Origin of the sequence: Pseudomonas sp. Irchel s3a10 (assembly GCF_900187525.1) — a bacterium.
Lineage (GTDB): Bacteria > Pseudomonadota > Gammaproteobacteria > Pseudomonadales > Pseudomonadaceae > Aquipseudomonas > Aquipseudomonas koreensis_G.
Window position 1 is genome coordinate 572,791 of sequence record NZ_FYDR01000001.1, and the last position, 18,705, is coordinate 591,495.

Genomic DNA, 18,705 nt, shown 5'->3' on the forward strand with positions numbered 1-18,705 from the left:
ATCGGCGCTTGCCTTGATACCGAGTAGCATCTATCGCGAGCAGGCTCACTCCTACATTTGAAATGCGTTCCATTGTAGGAGTGAGCCTGCTCGCGATGGCGTCGCCAAAGCCGAAAGATATTCAGGATCTGTCAGATGAACACCACCGAAAGCCTCAAGGACTACCAACGCGTGCGCTCGCTGGCAATCCGCTCGCTGTTCGAGATCATCGAGCAGTCCAGCGAAGGCACGGTGATTGTCGATCGTGATGCCAACATCGTCTGGATGAACGAGCGTTACGCCCGGCGTTTCGGTCTTGAGTCAGCGAAAAAAGCCATCGGCCAACCCTGCGAAAGCGTGATCCCCGGCAGCTTGTTGCGTGAAGTGGTGCGCACCGGCCGGCCGATCCTGCTGGACATGCAGGACACGCCGAAAGAGCCGCTGGTGGTGATGCGCCTGCCGATCCACGACAACGCCGGGGCGGTGATCGGCGCCATTGGTTTTGCTCTGTTTGATGAATTGCGCAGCCTGTCGCCGATGCTCAAGCGCTACCTGAGCATGCAGGAAGAACTGGCCTCGACCCGCTCGCTGCTGCGGGCCCGGCAGACCAAATACAACTTTGCCCATTTCATCGGTACCAGCAGCGCCAGCCTCGAGGTCAAACGCCGCGCCCGGCGCAGTGCCAGCGCCGAATCCCCGGTGTTGCTGCTCGGCGAAACCGGCACCGGCAAGGAGTTGCTGGCTCAGGCGATTCACAGCGCTTCGCCCCGGGCGCACAAAGCCTTCGTCAGCATCAACAGCGCGGCAATCCCGGAGGCGTTGCTCGAAGCCGAATTCTTCGGCACCGCGCCCGGTGCGTTTACCGGCGCCGACCGCAAGGGTCGTACCGGCAAGTTGCAGATTGCTCAGGGTGGGACGCTGTTTCTCGATGAGATCGGCGACATGCCGTTGCCGCTGCAAAGCAAACTGCTGCGGGTGCTGCAGGAAAAAGAGTTCGAGCCGGTTGGCTCCAACGACGTGATCCAGAGTGATGTGCGAGTGATCGCCGCGACTTCGACCGATCTGCAAGCCGCGATCAAGCGCGGTGAGTTCCGCGCCGACCTGTATTACCGTCTCAACGTGCTGCCGATTCAGGTTCCGCCGCTGCGCGAACGTCTCGACGATCTGCCGGCGCTCAGCGAGGCGATTCTTGAAGAACTGCGCAGTCAGCATGAGCTGAGTCGCGCAGCGCTGGACCTGCTCGGACAACATGCGTGGCCGGGCAACATCCGCGAATTGCGCAACGTGCTGGAGCGCGCAGCGCTGCTCAGCGACGACCTGATCCTCACCGAAGAGGATATTCGCGCTGCAATCGGCACCTTCACACCGGTTGAACGCCCGTCTGCAACCACGCTCGCCCCGTTGGCGGAAGAAACCTTTGCCGAGGCGCGGCAGCGGTTTGACCGGCAGCTGATCCAGTCTGCCCTCGCGCAATGTGCGGGCAAAGTGCCGGAGGCGGCGGCTCGGCTGGGGTTGGGGCGCTCGACGTTGTACAAGAAGATGCTGGCCTTGGGTATCGCCGAGTCTCAATAAAGAGACCCAAGTCTCCAATAAAAGACAACAGCAAAAGCTTCGCGAGCAAGCCCGCTCCCACAGGGGATACGCATTACAAATGTGGGAGCGGGCTTGCTCGCGAACGCGTCAGCCTCTCGACAAAAATCTCCAAAGAGAGACTGCCCTTCAGCTTTCAACACGCTTAAACCAATAAAACCCTTATATTTCAATGATTTGAGTATCTGGCACAGATCTCGCTAACACCTCTACTGCACCCGCTTCACCCACAAAAATAACAATCCCTGGAGACACTCCATGAGTGTGATCATCGCCTTGGCAGCCCTCGCGCTGCTGATGCTTGCCGCCTACCGTGGCTACAGCGTCATCCTCTTCGCCCCGATTGCCGCCCTCGGCGCTGTCCTGCTCACTGACCCTTCCGCCGTCGCGCCTGCCTTCACCGGGGTGTTCATGGAGAAAATGGTCGGTTTCATCAAACTGTATTTTCCGGTGTTCCTGCTCGGCGCCGTGTTCGGCAAGTTGATCGAATTATCAGGGTTCTCCCGTTCGATCGTGGCCGCAGCGATTCGCTTGCTCGGCACCCGTCAGGCGATGCTGGTGATTGTGCTGGTCTGCGCCCTCCTCACTTACGGCGGCGTGTCGTTGTTCGTGGTTGTGTTTGCGGTGTATCCGTTTGCCGCCGAAATGTTCCGCCAGAGCAATATCCCCAAGCGCCTGATCCCGGCGACCATCGCCCTCGGCGCATTCTCGTTCACCATGGACGCCCTGCCCGGTACGCCGCAGATTCAAAACATCATCCCCAGCACCTTCTTCAACACCACCGCGTGGGCCGCGCCGTGGCTGGGGGTGATCGGCACGATTTTCGTGTTCTGCGCCGGCATGCTGTTCCTGCAGCGCCAACGCAACAAGGCCCAGCGTGCTGGCGAAGGTTATGGCACCGAGCTGCGTAACGAGCCGGAAACCGCCGAAGACCTGAAACTGCCGAACCCATGGATCGCCCTGTCGCCGCTACTGGCGGTGGGCATCATGAACCTGCTGTTCACCCAGTGGATTCCGCAGTGGTACGGCAAGACCCACAGCCTGGCGCTGCCGGGGATGGCCACGCCGGTGACCACGGAAATCGCCAAGCTCACGGCGATCTGGGCGGTGCAGGCGGCATTGCTGATCGGCATCCTGATGGTGCTGGTGTTCGGCTTCAAGGCGATTCGCAGCAAACTCGCCGAAGGCAGCAAAAGCGCGGTCAGCGGCGCACTGCTGGCGGCGATGAACACCGCCTCGGAATATGGTTTCGGTGCGGTAATCGCTTCGTTACCGGGCTTTCTGGTACTGGCCGACTGGCTCAAGCAAATCCCCAATCCGCTGGTCAACGAAGCGATCACCGTGACCCTGCTCGCGGGTATCACCGGTTCGGCGTCGGGCGGCATGAGCATTGCGCTGGCGGCGATGTCCGAGCAGTTCATTGCGGCGGCAAACGCCGCGAACATTCCGCTGGAAGTGCTGCACCGCGTGGCTGCGATGGCCAGCGGCGGCATGGACACGCTGCCGCACAACGGCGCGGTGATCACCCTGCTGGCAGTCACCGGTCTGACCCACCGCGAAGCCTATAAAGACATTTTCTGTATTACGCTGATCAAGACCCTGGCGGTCTTCGTAGTGATCGGCACTTTCTACGCCACTGGCATTGTGTGAGGTATTCATGACGACTCTTTCGGGCAAGACCGCACTGGTTACCGGTTCCACCAGCGGCATCGGTCTGGGCATCGCGCTGAGCCTGGCCAAGGCCGGCGCCAACCTGATTCTCAATGGTTTCGGGGATGCGTCGAGCGTGATCGCCGAAGTCGGCCAGTTCGGCGGCAAGGTCGGTCATCATCCGGCGGACGTCAGCGACCCGGCGCAGATTGCCGACATGATTGCTTACGCCGAGCGTGAATTCGGCGGCGTCGATATTCTGGTCAACAACGCCGGGATTCAGCACGTGGCGGCCGTGGAGGAGTTTCCGGTGGAACGCTGGGACTCGATTATCGCGATCAATCTGTCATCGGTGTTTCACAGTACGCGCCTGAGCCTGCCGGGGATGCGCGCCAAGGGCTGGGGGCGAATCGTCAACATTGCCTCGGTGCATGGTCAGGTGGGATCGACTGGCAAGGCTGCGTATGTTGCAGCCAAGCATGGAGTGATCGGTTTGACCAAAGTGGTCGGGCTGGAAACGGCTACCAGTAACGTCACCTGCAACGCGATCTGCCCGGGCTGGGTGCTGACGCCGCTGGTGCAGAAACAGATCGATGATCGTGCCGCCAAAGGCGTCGATCCGCAGCAGGCGCAGCATGATTTGCTGGCGGAGAAGCAACCTTCGCTGGAGTTCGTCACGCCGCAGCATCTGGGGGAATTGGTGTTGTTTCTGTGCAGCGAGGCTGGCAGCCAGGTGCGCGGAGCGGCGTGGAATATTGATGGGGGCTGGTTGGCGCAGTAATGCTGCGCCCCTGTAGGAGCGAGCCTGCTCGCGATAGCGGTGTATCAGCCAACATCAATGTTGAGTGTAATTCCGCTATCGCGAGCAGGCTCACTCCTACAAGTGATGTGTCATGAACAACAAAACAAAAGGCAAACCAATGTCCAACCTCCTCTGGCAACCCGATGCCAAGCGTATCGCCCAATCGCGCATGGATCAGTTCCGCCGCGATATCAATCAGCGTCATGGCCTGGCGCTGAGCAGCTACACCGACCTGCACCGCTGGAGCGTGGATCAGCGCGAAGCGTTCTGGCAGGCGATCGTCGACTGCTTCGACATCCGCTTTCACACCCAGCCCGACGCCGTCCTGCGTGAAGGCGCGCAAATGCCCAGTGCCGAATGGTTTCCCGGCGCGACCCTGAACTTTGCCGAACACCTGCTGCGCCGTCGTGACGATGCCGTTGCAGTGATCGCCGTTGCGGAAAACGGTCAGCGCGAACAGCTGACCTGGGCCGAACTGGCCGAACACGTCGCCGGTTTTCAGGCCAGCCTGATGGCCTGCGGAATCGGCCTCGGCGACCGGGTGGCCGCGTGCATGCCCAACTCCTGGCAGACCCTGGTGGCGATGCTTGCGACCACCAGCCTCGGCGCGATCTGGTCGTGCTCCTCGCCGGACTTCGGCACCCACGGTGTGATCGACCGTTTCGGCCAGATCGAACCCAAAGTGTTGATCACCTGCGCCGGCTACCGTTACGCCGGTAAAGACATCGACCAGACCACCAAGGTCAACGAAATCCTCGCACAACTGCCATCGCTGCAGCAGTTGATCATCGTGCCCTACGCTCGTGCGCAGGCCCGTACCGAGGATTACCGAACCCACGCCAACGTGACGTTGTGGGACGATTTCTACCAACCCGGCGGCGAGCCGCGCTTTGTCCCGGTGCCGTTCAATCACCCGTTGTACGTGTTGTATTCCAGCGGCACCACCGGCGTGCCGAAATGCATCGTGCACAGCACCGGCGGCGTGCTGCTGCAGCATGCCAAGGAGCATGGCCTGCACGTCGATCTCGGCCCCGGCGACCGGTTGTTCTACTACACCACTTGCGGCTGGATGATGTGGAACTGGCTGGTTTCGGCCCTCGCCGTCGGCAGCGCGGTGGTGCTGTATGACGGCTCGCCGTTTCACCCGGATAACCAGCGCTTGCTCGATCTGATCGACGATGAGCGCATCAGCGTGTTCGGCACCAGCCCCAAGTTCCTCGCAACACTGGAAAGCAGCGGCATCAAGCCTGCGCAAAGCCATGATCTGGCTAGCCTGAAGACCTTGCTCTGCACCGGCTCGGCGCTGTCGCCACAGAGCTATGACTACGTCTACCGCGACTTCAAGCGCGATGTGTGCCTGGCGTCGATGTCCGGCGGCACCGATGTGGTGTCGTGCTTCGTCAACGGCAACCCGCTGTCGGCGGTGCGCCGGGGCGAAATCATGGGCAAGAGCCTGGGCATGGCCGTTGAAGTGTGGAACGACGCCGGCGTTGCAGTGATCGGCGAAAAAGGTGAATTGGTGTGCATCCGGCACTTCCCGGCAATGCCCGTCGGTCTGTGGCACGACCCTGACGGAGAAAAGCTGCGCAAATCCTATTTCAGCCTGTTCCCCGGTATCTGGGCCCAGGGCGACTACGCCGAGCAACTGCCCCACGGCGGGATGCTGATCCACGGCCGCTCCGACGCCGTGCTCAACCCCAGCGGTGTGCGCATCGGCACGGCGGAAATCTATCGTCAGGTCGAGAAAGTCCCGCATGTGCTGGACAGCGTGGCCATCGGGCAGCAATGGCAGGACGATGTGCGCGTGGTGCTGTTTGTCCGTCTGCAGGATGGCGTGACGCTGGATGACGCCCTGCAACAGCAGATCCGCCAGGTGATCCGCGCCAACACCACGCCGCGCCACGTGCCGGCGAAGATCGTCGCGGTGACCGATATTCCGCGCACCATCAGCGGCAAGGTGGTGGAACTCGCGGTGCGCAATGTGGTGCATGGCGAGCCGGTGAAAAATACCGATGCGTTGGCCAATCCCGAAGCGCTGGAGCAGTTCCGCAATCGCCCGGAATTGTCGGACTGATCCCAATCCCTTGTGGGAGCGGGCTTGCTCGCGAAGGCAATCTGTCAGTCGATAACAATGTGACTGATACACCGCTTTCGCGAGCAAGCCCGCTCCCACAGGGGTGAGGTGTTAATCCATCAGGCCCCAGTCGCCTGATATTGGGGGGCGCCGGCAGCGGCCCCGCAATAGTCCGGAGCTTTCGGATTAGCACGCCATCCCCTTGTGGGTGCGGGCTTGCTCGCGAAGGCAATCTGTCAGTCGATAACAAATGACTGATACACCGCCTTCGCGAGCCCGCTCCCACAGGGGTCAGGTGTTAATCCATCAGGCCCCAATCGCCTGATATTGGGGGCGCCGGCAGCGGCCCCGCAATAGCCCGGAGCTTTCGGATTAGCACGCCATCCCCTAGTGGGAGCGGGCTTGCTCGCGAAGGCAATCTGTCAGTCGATAACAATGTGACTGATACACCGCTTTCGCGAGCAAGCCCGCTCCCACAGGGGTCAGGTGTTAATCCATCAGGCCCCAATCGCCTGATATTGGGGGCGCCGGCAGCGGCCCCGCAATAGCCCGGAGCTTTCGGATTAGCACGCCATCCCCTTGTGGGAGCGGGCTTGCTCGCGAAGGCAATCTGTCAGTCGATAACAATGTGACTGATACACCGCCTTCGCGAGCAAGCCCGCTCCCACAGGGGTGAGGTGTCAATCCATCAGGCCCCAGTCGCCTGATATTGGGGGCGCCGGCAGCGGCCCCGCAATAGTCCGGAGCTTTCGGATTAGCACTCCATCCCCTTGTGGGAGCGGGCTTGCTCGCGAAGGCAATCTGTCAGTCGATAACAATGTGACTGATACACCGCTTTCGCGAGCAAGCCCGCTCCCATAGGGGTCAGGTGTTAATCCATCAGGCCCCAGTCGCCTGATGATGAGGGCGCGGGCGCTGGCCCCGCCTCGGCATGCAGCTTCAAACGCAGGCGCAGGTTGTTCTGCGAATCGGCATGTTTGAGCGCTTCGTCTTCACTGATCACGCCCTCCACCACCAGCCCGTACAGCGCCGCGTCGAACGTCTGCATGCCGGCCTCGCCGGACTTCTCCATGATGCCTTTGAGTTCGCCCAACTCGTTGCGGCGGATCAGGTCGGCGATGGTCGGGGTGCCGAGCATCACTTCGACCGCCGCCCGCCGCTGACCGTCCACAGTGCGCACCAGCCGTTGCGAGACGAACGCCTTGAGATTGTTGCCCAGTGCATGCAGCAACTGCGGGCGGCGCTCTTCGGGGAACAGATTGACGATACGGTCCAGCGCCTGATTGGCGTTGTGCGCGTGCAGCGTCGACAGCACCAGGTGCCCGGTGTCGGCGAATGTCAGCGCATGCTCCATGGTTTCGCGGTCGCGAATTTCGCCGATCAGCACCACGTCCGGCGCCTGGCGCAGGGTGTTTTTCAGCGCCGCATGGAAACTGCGGGTATCGACGCCGACTTCGCGTTGATTGATGATCGAGCGCTGGTGTCGATGGATATACTCCACCGGGTCTTCGATGGTGATGATGTGCCCGCTGCTGTGGCGGTTGCGGTGATCGATCAATGCGGCCAGCGAGGTGGATTTGCCGGAGTCGGTGGCACCAACGAACAGGATCAGCCCTTGTTTGAGCATTACCGTTTCCTGTAACACCGGCGGCAGCTTAAGGTCTTCGAAACGCGGAATATCGAGTTTGACGTTGCGGATCACGATTGACACGTCGTTGCGTTGCTTGAAGATGTTCACCCGAAAACGGCCGATGCCCGTACGTGAAATCGCCAGGTTCATTTCCAGATCCCGATCGAACTCGCGCCGCTGCTCAGCGTCCATCAAGGAGCTGGCGATCGCTTCGACCTCACCGGGCTTGAACGGCCGCTCGCTGAACGGCGTCAGCACGCCGTCGATGCGCGCACTGGGTGGCGCTCCCGTGGACAGGAACAGGTCAGAGCCGTGCTGGCTCGACAGACGGAGCAACAGTGCATCGATTTCCATGGCAATAAGCACCCGCGAAGCATTCAATGAACAGAAATGACCCGCTGTCGTGACGTAACGGGTCATACAGCGTCTACCGCAAGTGCAAGAATAGTAGATACCAACGCACTGACCGACGCTCAGGATAGATGTGATGAACGCAGCACCCTCCCCCGATGACGCCCAAGCCCTGATCGCCCGTACCGACTGGAGTCGCACGCCGTTGGGCGCTTCTGGCACCTGGCCGCAAAGCCTGCGCACCGCGGTGGACATCGTGATTCACTCGCCGATGCCGATGCTGCTGTTGTGGGGGCCGCAGCTCACGCAGATCTACAACAATGGCTTTGCGATGCTCGCCGGGAGCAAGCATCCGCACGCTTTCGGACAGCCGGCGCACCTTATATGGCCGGAACTTCAGGACTTTACCGACCCGATTTATCGAGCCGTCCTACAAGGCCAGGTGCGCACCTACAGCGAACGGCGATTTACCCTGCAACGCGAAGGCGTAGAGTCTGACTTCTGGCTGGACCTGACCTACAGCCCCATCCGCGATGAAAACACGCAGGTGGCGGGGATCCTGGTGACCGCCATCGAAACCAACGAACGCCGGCGCATCGCCCTCGAACTGCAACGCCGTTCCGAAGAAAGCCTCAAGGCCCAGCGCGATACCGAGGAGCGCCTGCAACTGGCGCTGGCAGCCACCGATGCGGTCGGCACCTGGGACTGGGACATCGGTGAAGACCGCTTCATTGCCGACGCCCATTTCGCCCAGTTGCACGGCATCGATCCGGCCCACGCCAGCCAGCTACCGATCAGCGACTACCTGCAAGGCGTGCACCCCGAAGACCGCGCGTTGATCGCCCGCAGCATCAAGCATTGCATCACCCACGGCACCGAATACGCCGAGGAATACCGCCTGCTGAAAGCCGACGGCGAACTGCGCTGGGTGTTTGCCCGGGGCCGCTGTTACAAGGATCACCACGGGCGACCGGTGCGTTTCCTCGGCGCCGCGCTGGATCTGACCGAGCGCAAGCACACCGAGCAGGCGCTGCGTCAGAGCCAGACGGAATTGCAGCTGATCATCAATGCAATGCCGATCCTCATCAGTTACGTCGACCACGAAGAGCGCTTTCGCCTGAACAACGCGGCGTATCTGGACTGGTACGGCCTGACGCCGCAGGAACTGTATGGCCGCACCATTCGCGAAGTGATCGGCGAAGAAGCCTACTTTCTGCGTGCGCCGTACATTGCAGAAGCTCTGGCCGGACGGCCCTGCTCGTTCAGCCTGTACACCCCACATCGCGACGGCAGCAGCCGCCATGCGCTGATGAATTACCTGCCGCGCCACGGTGCCGATGGCTCAGTCAACGGTTTCTATATTTTCGTGATCGACGAGTCCGAACGGAAGAAGACCGAAGAAGCGCTGCGCAATCTCAATGAAACCCTGGAGGAACGGGTCAGCGCCCGTACCGAACAACTGGCCCAGGCCAATCAGCGCCTGCAGAACGAAATGTTCGAACGCGAACGCGCCGAAGACGCGTTGCGCCATGCGCAGAAGATGGAAGCGGTCGGCCAGCTCACCGGCGGTATCGCCCACGACTTCAACAACATGCTCACAGGGATCATCGGCAGCCTTGATCTGATGCAACGCTACATCGCCGACGGCCGCGCCGATGAAATCGGGCGTTTCACCGAAGCGGCGGTGTCGTCGGCCAACCGAGCAGCGGCGCTGACCCATCGCTTGCTGGCGTTCTCGCGCCGGCAGTCGCTGGACCGCAAGACCCTCAACGTCAACGAACTGATTCATTCGCTGGAAGATTTGATCCGCCGCACCAAGGGCGACCCGATCGAACTCACGCTGCGCCTGGCCGACGACGTGTGGCCGATCAGTACCGACGTCAGCCAACTGGAAAATGCCCTGCTCAACCTGGTGATCAACGCCCGCGACGCCATGCCCGATGGCGGCGAGCTGCTGATCGAAACCGCCAACGTTTACCTCGACGGCAACGACATCACCACCCTCGAACCGGTCAAGGCCGGCGACTACCTGATGCTGGCGGTCAGCGACAACGGCACCGGCATGACGCCGTCGGTGCGCGCCAAGGCGTTCGATCCGTTTTTCACCACCAAACCGATCGGCCAGGGCACCGGGCTCGGACTGTCGATGATTTATGGCTTCGCCCAGCAGTCGGGCGGTCATGTCAGCCTCGACAGCCTGCCGAATCAGGGCACCTGTGTGCGCTTGTACTTGCCGCGCCTGAACCTGCTGGAGCCGGAACGGCCAGTTGTGGAAACCCTCGGTGCCGCGCCGACGGCCACTTGCGGGGAAACCGTGGTGGTGGTTGAGGATGACCCGGCAGTGCGCATGCTGGTGCTCGATCTACTCAAGGAGCTGGGTTACCTCGCCCACGAAGCCGCCGACGCCAGCGCCGCCCTGCCGCTGCTGGAATCGGAGCTGCGTGTGGATCTGCTGGTGACCGACGTCGGCCTGCCGGGGATGAATGGCCGGCAACTGGCGGAAATTGCCCGCCAGCATCGTCCGGGCCTGAAAGTGCTGTTCATGACCGGTTATGCGCAGAAGGCCGCCGAGCGCCAGGGCTTTCTCGAGGATGGCATGGACATGGTGGCCAAGCCGTTTTCGATTGAAGTGCTGGCCAACAAGATCCGCGAGATGATCAACCAAACGCCGTCACTTGAGGCATAATCCCGCGCCCCGCCGTCACCCCGTTACAGGTATCGCACGATGAAAGCCCAAGCCCGCCATATTCTGGTGAAAACCGCCGAAGAGGCCGAACAGCTCAAACAACGCATTGCCAAGGGCGAAGCGTTCGACGTGCTGGCGAAGAAATACTCGACCTGCCCGTCCGGCAAGCGCGGCGGTGATCTGGGTGAAGTGCGGCCGGGGCAGATGGTCGGTGCGATTGATGCGGTGATCTTCAAGAAGCCGCTGCGCACGGTGCATGGGCCGATCAAGAGCAAGTTCGGCTATCACCTGGTGCAGGTGTTTTTCCGCGATTGACCTGTTTGACCTGTTTCTCTGTAGGAGCTGCCGAAGGCTGCGATCTTTTGATCTTAAAAAAGCAAAATCAAAAGATCGCAGCCTTCGGCAGCTCCTACAGGGGGTCAGGCTTTGGGGATCAACGCTCCCGGGAACTGGATGACCCGACTCGCCAGCCAATGCCCCGCCTCAGCCGCCTCGACCGGACTGCCGCCCAGCAAACGCCTGGCCAGATACGCCGCGCTGAACGAATCCCCGGCCGCCGTCGTATCCACGACCTTGTCGACCTGCTGCGCCGGCACTTCGAGCGCCTCGCCATCACAACGAATCAGACACGCCTCGGCGCCACGCTTGAGCACCACTTCCGGGGTGCCGATCTGCGCGTACGCCTCGAACACCGCCTCGCAATCGGCAAAATGGAACAGCGCCTGCTCGTCATCCACGGTCAGCAACGCCAGATCGACATGCGGCAACACGCTGCGATAGGCCGCCCGCGCGTCTTCCTGTGAGGCCCACAAGCGTGGTCGATAATTGTTGTCGAAGACGATCCGCGCATCGCGCTGGCGGGCTTCGATCAGGGTCTGGATCAAGCGCTCGCGGCCCTTGGCCCCCAGCACTGCGAGGGTGATGCCGCTGAAATACAGCACATCGTAGTCCGGCAGCGCCGCCAGAATCGGCTCGGCCGCCGGGGTCGTGAAGCAATCGCGCACCGCCGCTTCATTGCGCCAGTAGAGGAAACGCCGTTCACCGCTGGCGTCGGTCTGGATGCAGTACAGGCCGGGCAAGCGACCGGGCAATCGCTGCACGAGATCCAGGCCAATGCCTTCGTCGGCCCAACTCTGGCACATGGCGTCGCTGAAGCTGTCGTCGCCGAGCGCGGTGACGTAATCGACCCGGGCGTGTTCGCCGAGGGCGCGGGCCAGGTACACCGCGGTGTTCAAGGTATCGCCGCCGAAACTTTGCTGCAGGCTGCCGTCGGCGCGGTGCTGGAGTTCGATCATGCATTCGCCGATCAGGGCGATGCGCGGGGTGTTCGGGCCCAGGGGGCTGAGGCTGGTCATCATGTGCCGTCTCTGCTGATTCGGTGGTGGTTGATCCGGCCTCTTCGCGAGCAAGCTCGCTCCCACAATTTGGAATGCATTCCCCTGTGGGAGCGAGCTTGCTCGCGAATGGCCACGACTCGGTCTCTAGCCCTAGAAACAGGTCTCCATACTCTCGACCACCATTAACTCCTCATCCACCAGCAACCCCACCCGCCACTTGTCGAAGGTCAGGCACGGGTGCGAGGTGCCGAAGGAAATGATATCGCCCACCCGCAATTCAACCCCCGGCGCCACGGTCATGAACGCATGCTGGTCCATCACCGCCGTCACCTTGCACGCGCCGACATCGTCGCCCACCGCTGGCAATACACCGGCCTTGTAACGCAGCAATGGCACCGGCAGGCCGGCATCGAATGCCACATCGCGTTTGCCGAGGGCGATCACCGCAAAACCCGGCTCCGGCAGCGATTGCACGTGGGCCCAGACTTCCAGCGCCGGGCGCAATCCTTCGTGCAGATCGCTACGACGATCCAGCACGCAGCACTGCGCTTCCTTGTAGATGCCATGATCGTGGGCGACATAACTGCCCGGGCGCAGCACGCTGAGGAAGCGTCCGCTGGCGTTCTGCGCTTCGAACGATTCGGCGATCAGGTCGTACCACGCCGACCCCGAGGCAGTGATGATCGGCTTGGCAATGGCAAACGCGCCGCTGTCCTGCAACTGCACCGCCAGGCGCACCAGCGACGCGGCGAATTCACGAATGCCGCTAACCGCGTGATCGCCATGGATCACCCCTTCGTAACCCTCGATGCCGGTCAGAGCCAGCGCCGGTTGCGCGTTGATCGCCTGGGCCAGCGCGATGACTTCCTGCTCGCTGCGGCAACCGCAGCGGCCACCGACCACGCCGTACTCGATCATCACATTCAACTTCACTCCGCGCGAGGCGAAGTAGGCGCCGAGATCGGCGACGTTGTCCGGGTGATCGACCATGCAGTAGAAATCGAAATCGGCATCGGCCAGCAGATCGGCAATCAGTGCCATGTTTGGCGTGCCGACCAGTTGGTTGGCCATCAACACCCGGCGCACGCCGTGGGCGTATGCAGCGCGGGTCTGGGTGGCGCTGGCGAGGGTGATGCCCCAGGCGCCGGCGTCGAGCTGACGCTGGAACAGCGCCGGGGTCATGCTGGTCTTGCCGTGGGGCGCGAGCTCGGCGCCGCTGTCGCTGACGAACTTCTGCATCCAGCGAATGTTGTGCTCCAGCGCCTCGCGGTGCAGCACCAGCGCCGGCAGGCTGACGTCACGCACAAGGTGTGCGCCGATGGCAGCGTCGCCCTTTTCCACAGCGGTATTGATGGCAGTCGTCATGCTTGAACTCCTCACTGTCGCGGCCGCTGGCAGCCGCGGTTATTCGTTGATACGCCGGGCGAGGCTGTTGGCGCTCTCGATCAGCACCCGGCGATAGTCGTCGTAATTGTTCTTCGCATCGGCCCGTGGGGCGACGATGCACAGGGTGCAGATGGCCACGCCACTCGGGTCTTTGACCGGCGCGGCGAAGCAATGGGTGAAGGTGTCGGCCACGCTGTCGAACGAGAAGAATCCGTCGATGCCGGCCTGGCGGATCTCCGCCAGAAAGCGTTCCAGCGGCAGGCGCTCGCCGTCGGGCAGGATGTAGTCGTCTTCGTCGATCAGGTCGATGATCTGCTGATCACTCAGGTGCGCCAGCAGCAGGCGTCCGGACGCGGTCCACGGGATCGGCGCGTTTTCGCCAATGTCGGACGAAATGCGGAAATGCCGCTCGCCCTCCTTCATCAGCGCCACCGTGTATTTGCGCCCGTTGAGCAGGCACATCTGCGCGGTTTCGCGGGTCTGGCTGACGATCTCCTGCAAGGCGTGATCGGCCTCGCGACTGAGGTCGAAGTGACGCAGGTGCGCCTGCCCGAGGAAGTACAACTGACGACCGAGATAAACGTGACCGTCCTTGCCCACCGGCTCCAGAATCCTGCGTTCCAGCAGCGACGCCACCAGTTCGTAGACCGTGGATTTAGGGCTGCCGATACCATTGGCGATGTCGTTCGGACGCAGCGGCTGGCCGATTTCCTTGAGGAAATCGAGGATATCGAACGCCCGGTCCAGACCGCGGGCCCGGCGTTTGATGGTGTCTTCGGTCATGTTTTCAGTTCCCAATGAAAGTGCCGGGAGTTTACCGAGAGTGCAGCGTCGACGGTTAGATCGCCATCGCGAGCAGGCTCACTCCTACAGTTGAAGCGCGTCCTTCTGTAGGAGTGAGCCTGCTCGCGATAGGGGCACCTCGGTTCAGGCCTTTTTCTTGTACGCAATGCAATCGATCTCGACCTTGCAATCAACCATCATGCTCGCCTGCACACAGGCCCGTGCCGGGGCGTGTTCCGGTTTGAAGTACTCGCCGAAGACCTTGTTGAAACTGCTGAAATCCCGCGGGTCATCCAGCCATACGCCAGCGCGCACCACATCTTCCAGGCCGTAACCGGCCTCTTCGAGAATCGCGATCAGGTTCTTCATGGTCTGGTGGGTCTGCTCGACGATGCCGCCAACGATGATCTCGCCATCCACCGCCGGCACCTGGCCGGACACGTGCAGCCAGCCATCCGCTTCAACGGCGCGCGCGAAGGGACGTGGCTGACCGCCAGCGGCGGTGCTGCCGGTGCCGTATCGAGTAATGCTCATGGGTACTTCTCCTGATTACAAAGCAAAAATTAGAACCGCGTGCTCTTGAGAAACTCAGCCAGACGCGGCGATTGCGGGCGTTCGAACAGTTCCTTGGGCGGCCCCTGCTCTTCGATTCGCCCCTGATTCATGAATACGATCTTGTCCGAAACCTCGAAGGCGAAACGCATTTCGTGGGTCACCAGCAACATGGTCATGCCGTCTTCGGCCAGGCCCTTGATCACGTTCAGCACTTCACCGACCAGCTCCGGATCAAGGGCCGAGGTGACTTCGTCGAACAGCATCAGGCTCGGGTTCATCGCAATCGCCCGGGCAATCGCCACACGCTGTTGCTGCCCGCCGGACAACTGCCCGGGAAAGTGATTGCGCCGCTCCAGCAGGCCGACCCGTTCCAGCCATTTCTCGGCCAGCACCACCGCTTCGTCCTTGTGCATTTTCTTTACCTTGAGCAGACCGAGGGTGACGTTCTGCAAGGCGCTCAGGTGCGGGAACAGGTTGAATTGCTGGAACGCCATGCCGGTCATCGCGCGATGACGGGCGATGACTTTTTCGGCGTGACGCACACGTTTACCGCCGACCTCGTCATAGCCGATGGACTCGCCGTCGAGCAGGATCTGCCCGCCCTGAAACTCTTCGAGCATGTTCACGCAACGCAGCAAGGTGGTCTTGCCCGAACCGCTGGAACCGATCAGCGTCACCACATTGCCGCGCTGCATGCTCAGGTCGACGCCCTTGAGCACTTCGACTGCGCCGTATTGCTTGTGCAGGCCACGGATGTCCAGCAGCGGCTGACCGTTCTGAGCGTTGGAAACTTGAGCTTGAGTCATGGCAGGGCCACCCGCTTTTCAATATGCCGGCCGAGTAATTCGATGCCGTAGTTGATGACGAAGAACAGAAAACCGGCGAACAGGTAAAACTCCAGGGTCATGAAAGTCCGGGCGATGATCTGTTGGGTGCTGAGCAGTAGTTCGGCAACGCCGATCACCGAGAGCAAGGTCGAAGCCTTGACGATTTCGGTGGACGAGTTGACCCAGGTCGGCAGGATTTGCCGCAACGCCTGGGGCAACAGCACGTAACCGAGGGATTGATAAAACGACAGGCCGATCGCCTTGCTCGCTTCCATCTGCCCGCGTGGCAATGCCTGCAAGGCACCGCGCACGATCTCGGCAACGTGCGAGCCGCAGAACAGCGTCAGGCCCAAGGCTCCGGCCTGAAACGCGCTGATCTGCCAGCCCAGCGCCGGCGCCATATAGAAGCAGGCCAGCACCAATACAAACACCGGCGTGCCGCGAATAATGTCGACATAAAAGCGGAACGGCGCGCGCATCCAGAACTTGCCGTAAGTCAGCACCAGACCGGTGACGACGCCGAGCAGCGTGCCGAACAGAATCGCCAGCGCCGACACCTGCACACTGGTCAGGAAGCCTTGCAGCAACGTCTCGCGTGCTACCCACAATTCATGCAACCAACTGGGAGATTCGTACATCGCAGCCTCCTATCGGCGGATCGCCAGACGCTGCTCGAGGTAACGCAGCAGCATGGCAATGAGGTAACAGGCCGCGACATACAACGCCGTGGTCACCAGCCAGGTTTCGATCACCCGGTAGCTCTCGACGTTGATCTTGCGCGCGTAATAAGTCAGCTCCGGCACCGCAATCGCGGCGGCCAACGAGGTGTCCTTGAACAGCGAGATGAAGTTGTTCGACAGCGCCGGCAACACGTTGCGCAGCATCACCGGCACGGTGACGTAGGCCTTGACCTGCCACTCACCGAGACCGATCGCCAGCCCGGCTTCACGCTGGCCTTTGGGAATGCTCAGCAAGCCGCCACGGAACACTTCGGTCAGATAGGCACCGGCATACAGCGACAGCGTGATGATGAACGAGGGGATCTTGTCCAGACGAATGCCCAGGCTTGGCAAGGCAAAGTAGATCAACAGAATCAACACCAGAATCGGCGTGTTACGCACCACCGTGACGTACACCGACGCCAGCACCCGCAAGGCGCGATGCTTCGAGAGCAAGGCAAACGCCATCAGCAGGCCGATCACGCAGCCGATGGCGATCGACACCAGCGCCAGTTCAAGACCCAGACCGAGCCCCGCCAGCAAGGTGTCGAAATCGCGCCATACGGCAGCAAAGTTCAACTGATAGTTCATGGTCAGCAGTACCTTGAGCGGGGCGCGTGCAGGCGCCCCACTCTCACGGGATCATTTGAATTCGACAGGGAAACCGATCGCCGGCGACGGCAGGTCGACCCCGAACCATTGCTTGAAGGACGCTGCGTAAGTCGGAAACTCAACGCCGGTCATGGCTTCATGCAGGGCGGTGTTGACGAAGTTCAGCCAGTCCTGATCGCCGCGTTTGACTGCACAGGCGTAGGTCTGTGGGCTCCAGGCGTAGGTCGGGCTGCGGTAACGGCCAGGGTTCTGCACCATCAGGTACTTGACCGACGACTGATCGGTAGCAGCGGCATCAGCACGGCCGGAGTTCACCGCCTGATACATCAAATCGACACTGTCGTACTGATCGACCTTGGCCTTGGGCAGCGCCTGATGCACCAGTTCTTCGGCGTAGACGTTTTGCAGCACGGCCACGGTGACGCTGTCACCGGCAGCCTGCAGGTCTTCGATTTCCTTGTACTTGCTGTTGGCCGGCAGCAGCAGGCCGACACCTTCGCGGTAGTACGGCAGGGTGAACGCCACTTGCTGCGCACGACTGGCGGTAACGGTGATGAACTGGCAACTCATGTCGACCTTGTCGGTCAGCAGATTGGGAATTCGCGCGTCGGACGACTGCACGACGAACTCGACTTTGCTCGGGTCATTGAACAGCCCTTTGGCCACCATCCTGGCGATGTCGATATCAAAGCCCTGCAACTTGCCGTCCGCACCCTGAAAGTGCCACGGCGCATTGGTGCTGCCGGTGCCGACAATCAGCTTGCCCCGGGCCAGAACACTGTCGAGCTTGCTATCGGCTGCCTGGGCCATGCCCATCACAGCGGACGAAGCCGCAAGAACAAAAACACACGCTTTGAACAACGAAGGACGGCGATGCATGGCAAGCACTCCAGGATGATGTTTATTCCACTATACCGGAACACGGTTTGTTACTACGGAATAGACAGCAGAAAGTGTGCCACAGGAATTGCAGGGAATCTGCAGTGGACTGAAATGTTTTTGGAATCAAACAGATGCGGGAAATGCGAGGAATGGTGTTACGTGAAAGTACTGATGGGCTGCGCTACCTTAGGCTACAAATCGCGAGTAGCGGGTTCCCAATTGGAGCATCGACGGCTACTTCGGTGCAAATGTGGTTGGCGTTTGAACGTGCCCTCTCTCCATATCTATCGGCTAGCGGCTTTGTCGTAGACTTCTCCCCGCTCTCTTCTCCCTACCCATAGGTCATCTATAGAGACCTTGATGGTGGGATCGTTTTCTCGCTCCTTGCATAGTGCGATCAGTTCCAGGTCCTCAAGACGATTCATCATCGCCTCATACTCCTTTGCGGGAACACAATAAAACGCTGGCTCATTTCGATTGAGGATTGCAACAGATTGGCCGCCACCGGCGGCCACGGTACCCATGGGGTTTCTTTTCAATTCAGAAATACTCGCAACGATATTAGAAAGGACTACGTGAGTCATGATGGTGCTCCTTGGAGTGCTGTTAATAGTGCTTAAAATAGCACTCCAAGACGGCTTCGACGCCTATCGCTCATTACCGCCTTCTCTTTTATTGAGTGAAAAAAAGGTATCACCTCCCGACATTCCACATTTCCGGGCTTCGTGTCGGGCTGGTCCTTCATAAAAGTGGGAAAAATCTCGCGAATCCACAGGCCACCTGTAATTTCTGACAGTAGACCTGTTCTTCACCCTTCTTTAACGTCATCGAACCTTCGAGGT

General features: G+C 60.9%; 16 protein-coding genes. 6 read left to right on the plus strand and 10 right to left on the minus strand.

Annotated features, from left to right (window positions below):
- Positions 1–135: 135 nt before the first annotated feature.
- The 4 genes from CKW11_RS02600 (at position 136) to CKW11_RS02615 (ending at position 6,095) form a co-directional block, all read left to right on the plus strand.
- Complete coding sequence (locus tag CKW11_RS02600; RefSeq protein WP_095136153.1) at positions 136–1,551, plus strand: sigma-54-dependent Fis family transcriptional regulator; 1,416 nt, start codon at positions 136–138, stop codon at positions 1,549–1,551.
- 276 nt (positions 1,552–1,827) lie between these two features.
- Positions 1,828–3,219, plus strand: a complete 1,392-nt coding sequence (locus CKW11_RS02605) for a GntP family permease (RefSeq protein WP_095136155.1) — start codon at positions 1,828–1,830, stop codon at positions 3,217–3,219.
- A gap of 7 nt (positions 3,220–3,226) precedes the next feature.
- Positions 3,227–4,000 (plus strand): 3-hydroxybutyrate dehydrogenase, encoded by a 774-nt coding sequence (hbdH, locus tag CKW11_RS02610; RefSeq protein WP_047294787.1) that lies wholly within the window; start codon positions 3,227–3,229, stop codon positions 3,998–4,000.
- 139 nt (positions 4,001–4,139) lie between these two features.
- Positions 4,140–6,095, plus strand: coding sequence for an acetoacetate--CoA ligase (locus CKW11_RS02615; RefSeq protein WP_095136760.1), 1,956 nt, complete (start codon positions 4,140–4,142; stop codon positions 6,093–6,095).
- 871 nt (positions 6,096–6,966) lie between these two features.
- Here the strand turns inward: CKW11_RS02615 and CKW11_RS02620 are convergent.
- Positions 6,967–8,079, minus strand: a complete 1,113-nt coding sequence (locus tag CKW11_RS02620; RefSeq protein WP_095136157.1) for a PilT/PilU family type 4a pilus ATPase — start codon at positions 8,077–8,079, stop codon at positions 6,967–6,969.
- Between the two features lie 133 nt (positions 8,080–8,212).
- Between CKW11_RS02620 and CKW11_RS02625 the strand changes: the two genes are divergently transcribed.
- Together CKW11_RS02625 and CKW11_RS02630 are read left to right on the plus strand one after the other, a co-directional pair.
- Complete coding sequence (locus tag CKW11_RS02625) at positions 8,213–10,762, plus strand: PAS domain-containing sensor histidine kinase (RefSeq protein WP_095136159.1); 2,550 nt, start codon at positions 8,213–8,215, stop codon at positions 10,760–10,762.
- Between the two features lie 39 nt (positions 10,763–10,801).
- A complete protein-coding gene (locus tag CKW11_RS02630) occupies positions 10,802–11,077 on the plus strand; it encodes a peptidylprolyl isomerase (RefSeq protein ID WP_003225447.1) in 276 nt (91 codons plus the stop codon).
- Positions 11,078–11,181: 104 nt separating this feature from the next.
- Here the strand turns inward: CKW11_RS02630 and CKW11_RS02635 are convergent, their stop codons facing one another.
- From CKW11_RS02635 to CKW11_RS02675, 9 genes are all read right to left on the minus strand, one after another.
- Complete coding sequence (locus CKW11_RS02635) at positions 11,182–12,117, minus strand: sugar kinase (protein WP_095136761.1); 936 nt, start codon at positions 12,115–12,117, stop codon at positions 11,182–11,184.
- A 132-nt stretch (positions 12,118–12,249) separates the two neighbouring features.
- Positions 12,250–13,464, minus strand: coding sequence for an amino acid deaminase (locus CKW11_RS02640; RefSeq protein WP_095136161.1), 1,215 nt, complete (start codon positions 13,462–13,464; stop codon positions 12,250–12,252).
- A 39-nt stretch (positions 13,465–13,503) separates the two neighbouring features.
- The gene (locus CKW11_RS02645; RefSeq protein WP_027612656.1) at positions 13,504–14,268 is read right to left on the minus strand and encodes an IclR family transcriptional regulator; all 765 of its coding nucleotides are present in this window, start codon (positions 14,266–14,268) and stop codon (positions 13,504–13,506) included.
- Positions 14,269–14,412: 144 nt separating this feature from the next.
- Positions 14,413–14,802: a RidA family protein gene (locus CKW11_RS02650; protein ID WP_007912330.1), complete on the minus strand. Its 390-nt coding sequence runs from the start codon at positions 14,800–14,802 to the stop codon at positions 14,413–14,415.
- A gap of 29 nt (positions 14,803–14,831) precedes the next feature.
- Positions 14,832–15,629, minus strand: a complete 798-nt coding sequence (locus CKW11_RS02655; protein ID WP_095136163.1) for an amino acid ABC transporter ATP-binding protein — start codon at positions 15,627–15,629, stop codon at positions 14,832–14,834.
- A complete protein-coding gene (locus tag CKW11_RS02660; protein ID WP_095136165.1) occupies positions 15,626–16,288 on the minus strand; it encodes an amino acid ABC transporter permease in 663 nt (220 codons plus the stop codon). Before CKW11_RS02660 ends, CKW11_RS02655 begins: the two co-directional genes overlap by 4 nt.
- Before the next feature lie 9 nt (positions 16,289–16,297).
- Complete coding sequence (locus CKW11_RS02665; RefSeq protein WP_003225455.1) at positions 16,298–16,960, minus strand: amino acid ABC transporter permease; 663 nt, start codon at positions 16,958–16,960, stop codon at positions 16,298–16,300.
- A gap of 51 nt (positions 16,961–17,011) precedes the next feature.
- Entirely contained in the window at positions 17,012–17,860 is an 849-nt protein-coding gene (locus tag CKW11_RS02670) for a transporter substrate-binding domain-containing protein (protein ID WP_095136167.1), read from the minus strand.
- A gap of 287 nt (positions 17,861–18,147) precedes the next feature.
- Entirely contained in the window at positions 18,148–18,447 is a 300-nt protein-coding gene (locus tag CKW11_RS02675; RefSeq protein WP_095136169.1) for a type II toxin-antitoxin system Phd/YefM family antitoxin, read from the minus strand.
- Positions 18,448–18,705 lie beyond the last annotated feature (258 nt).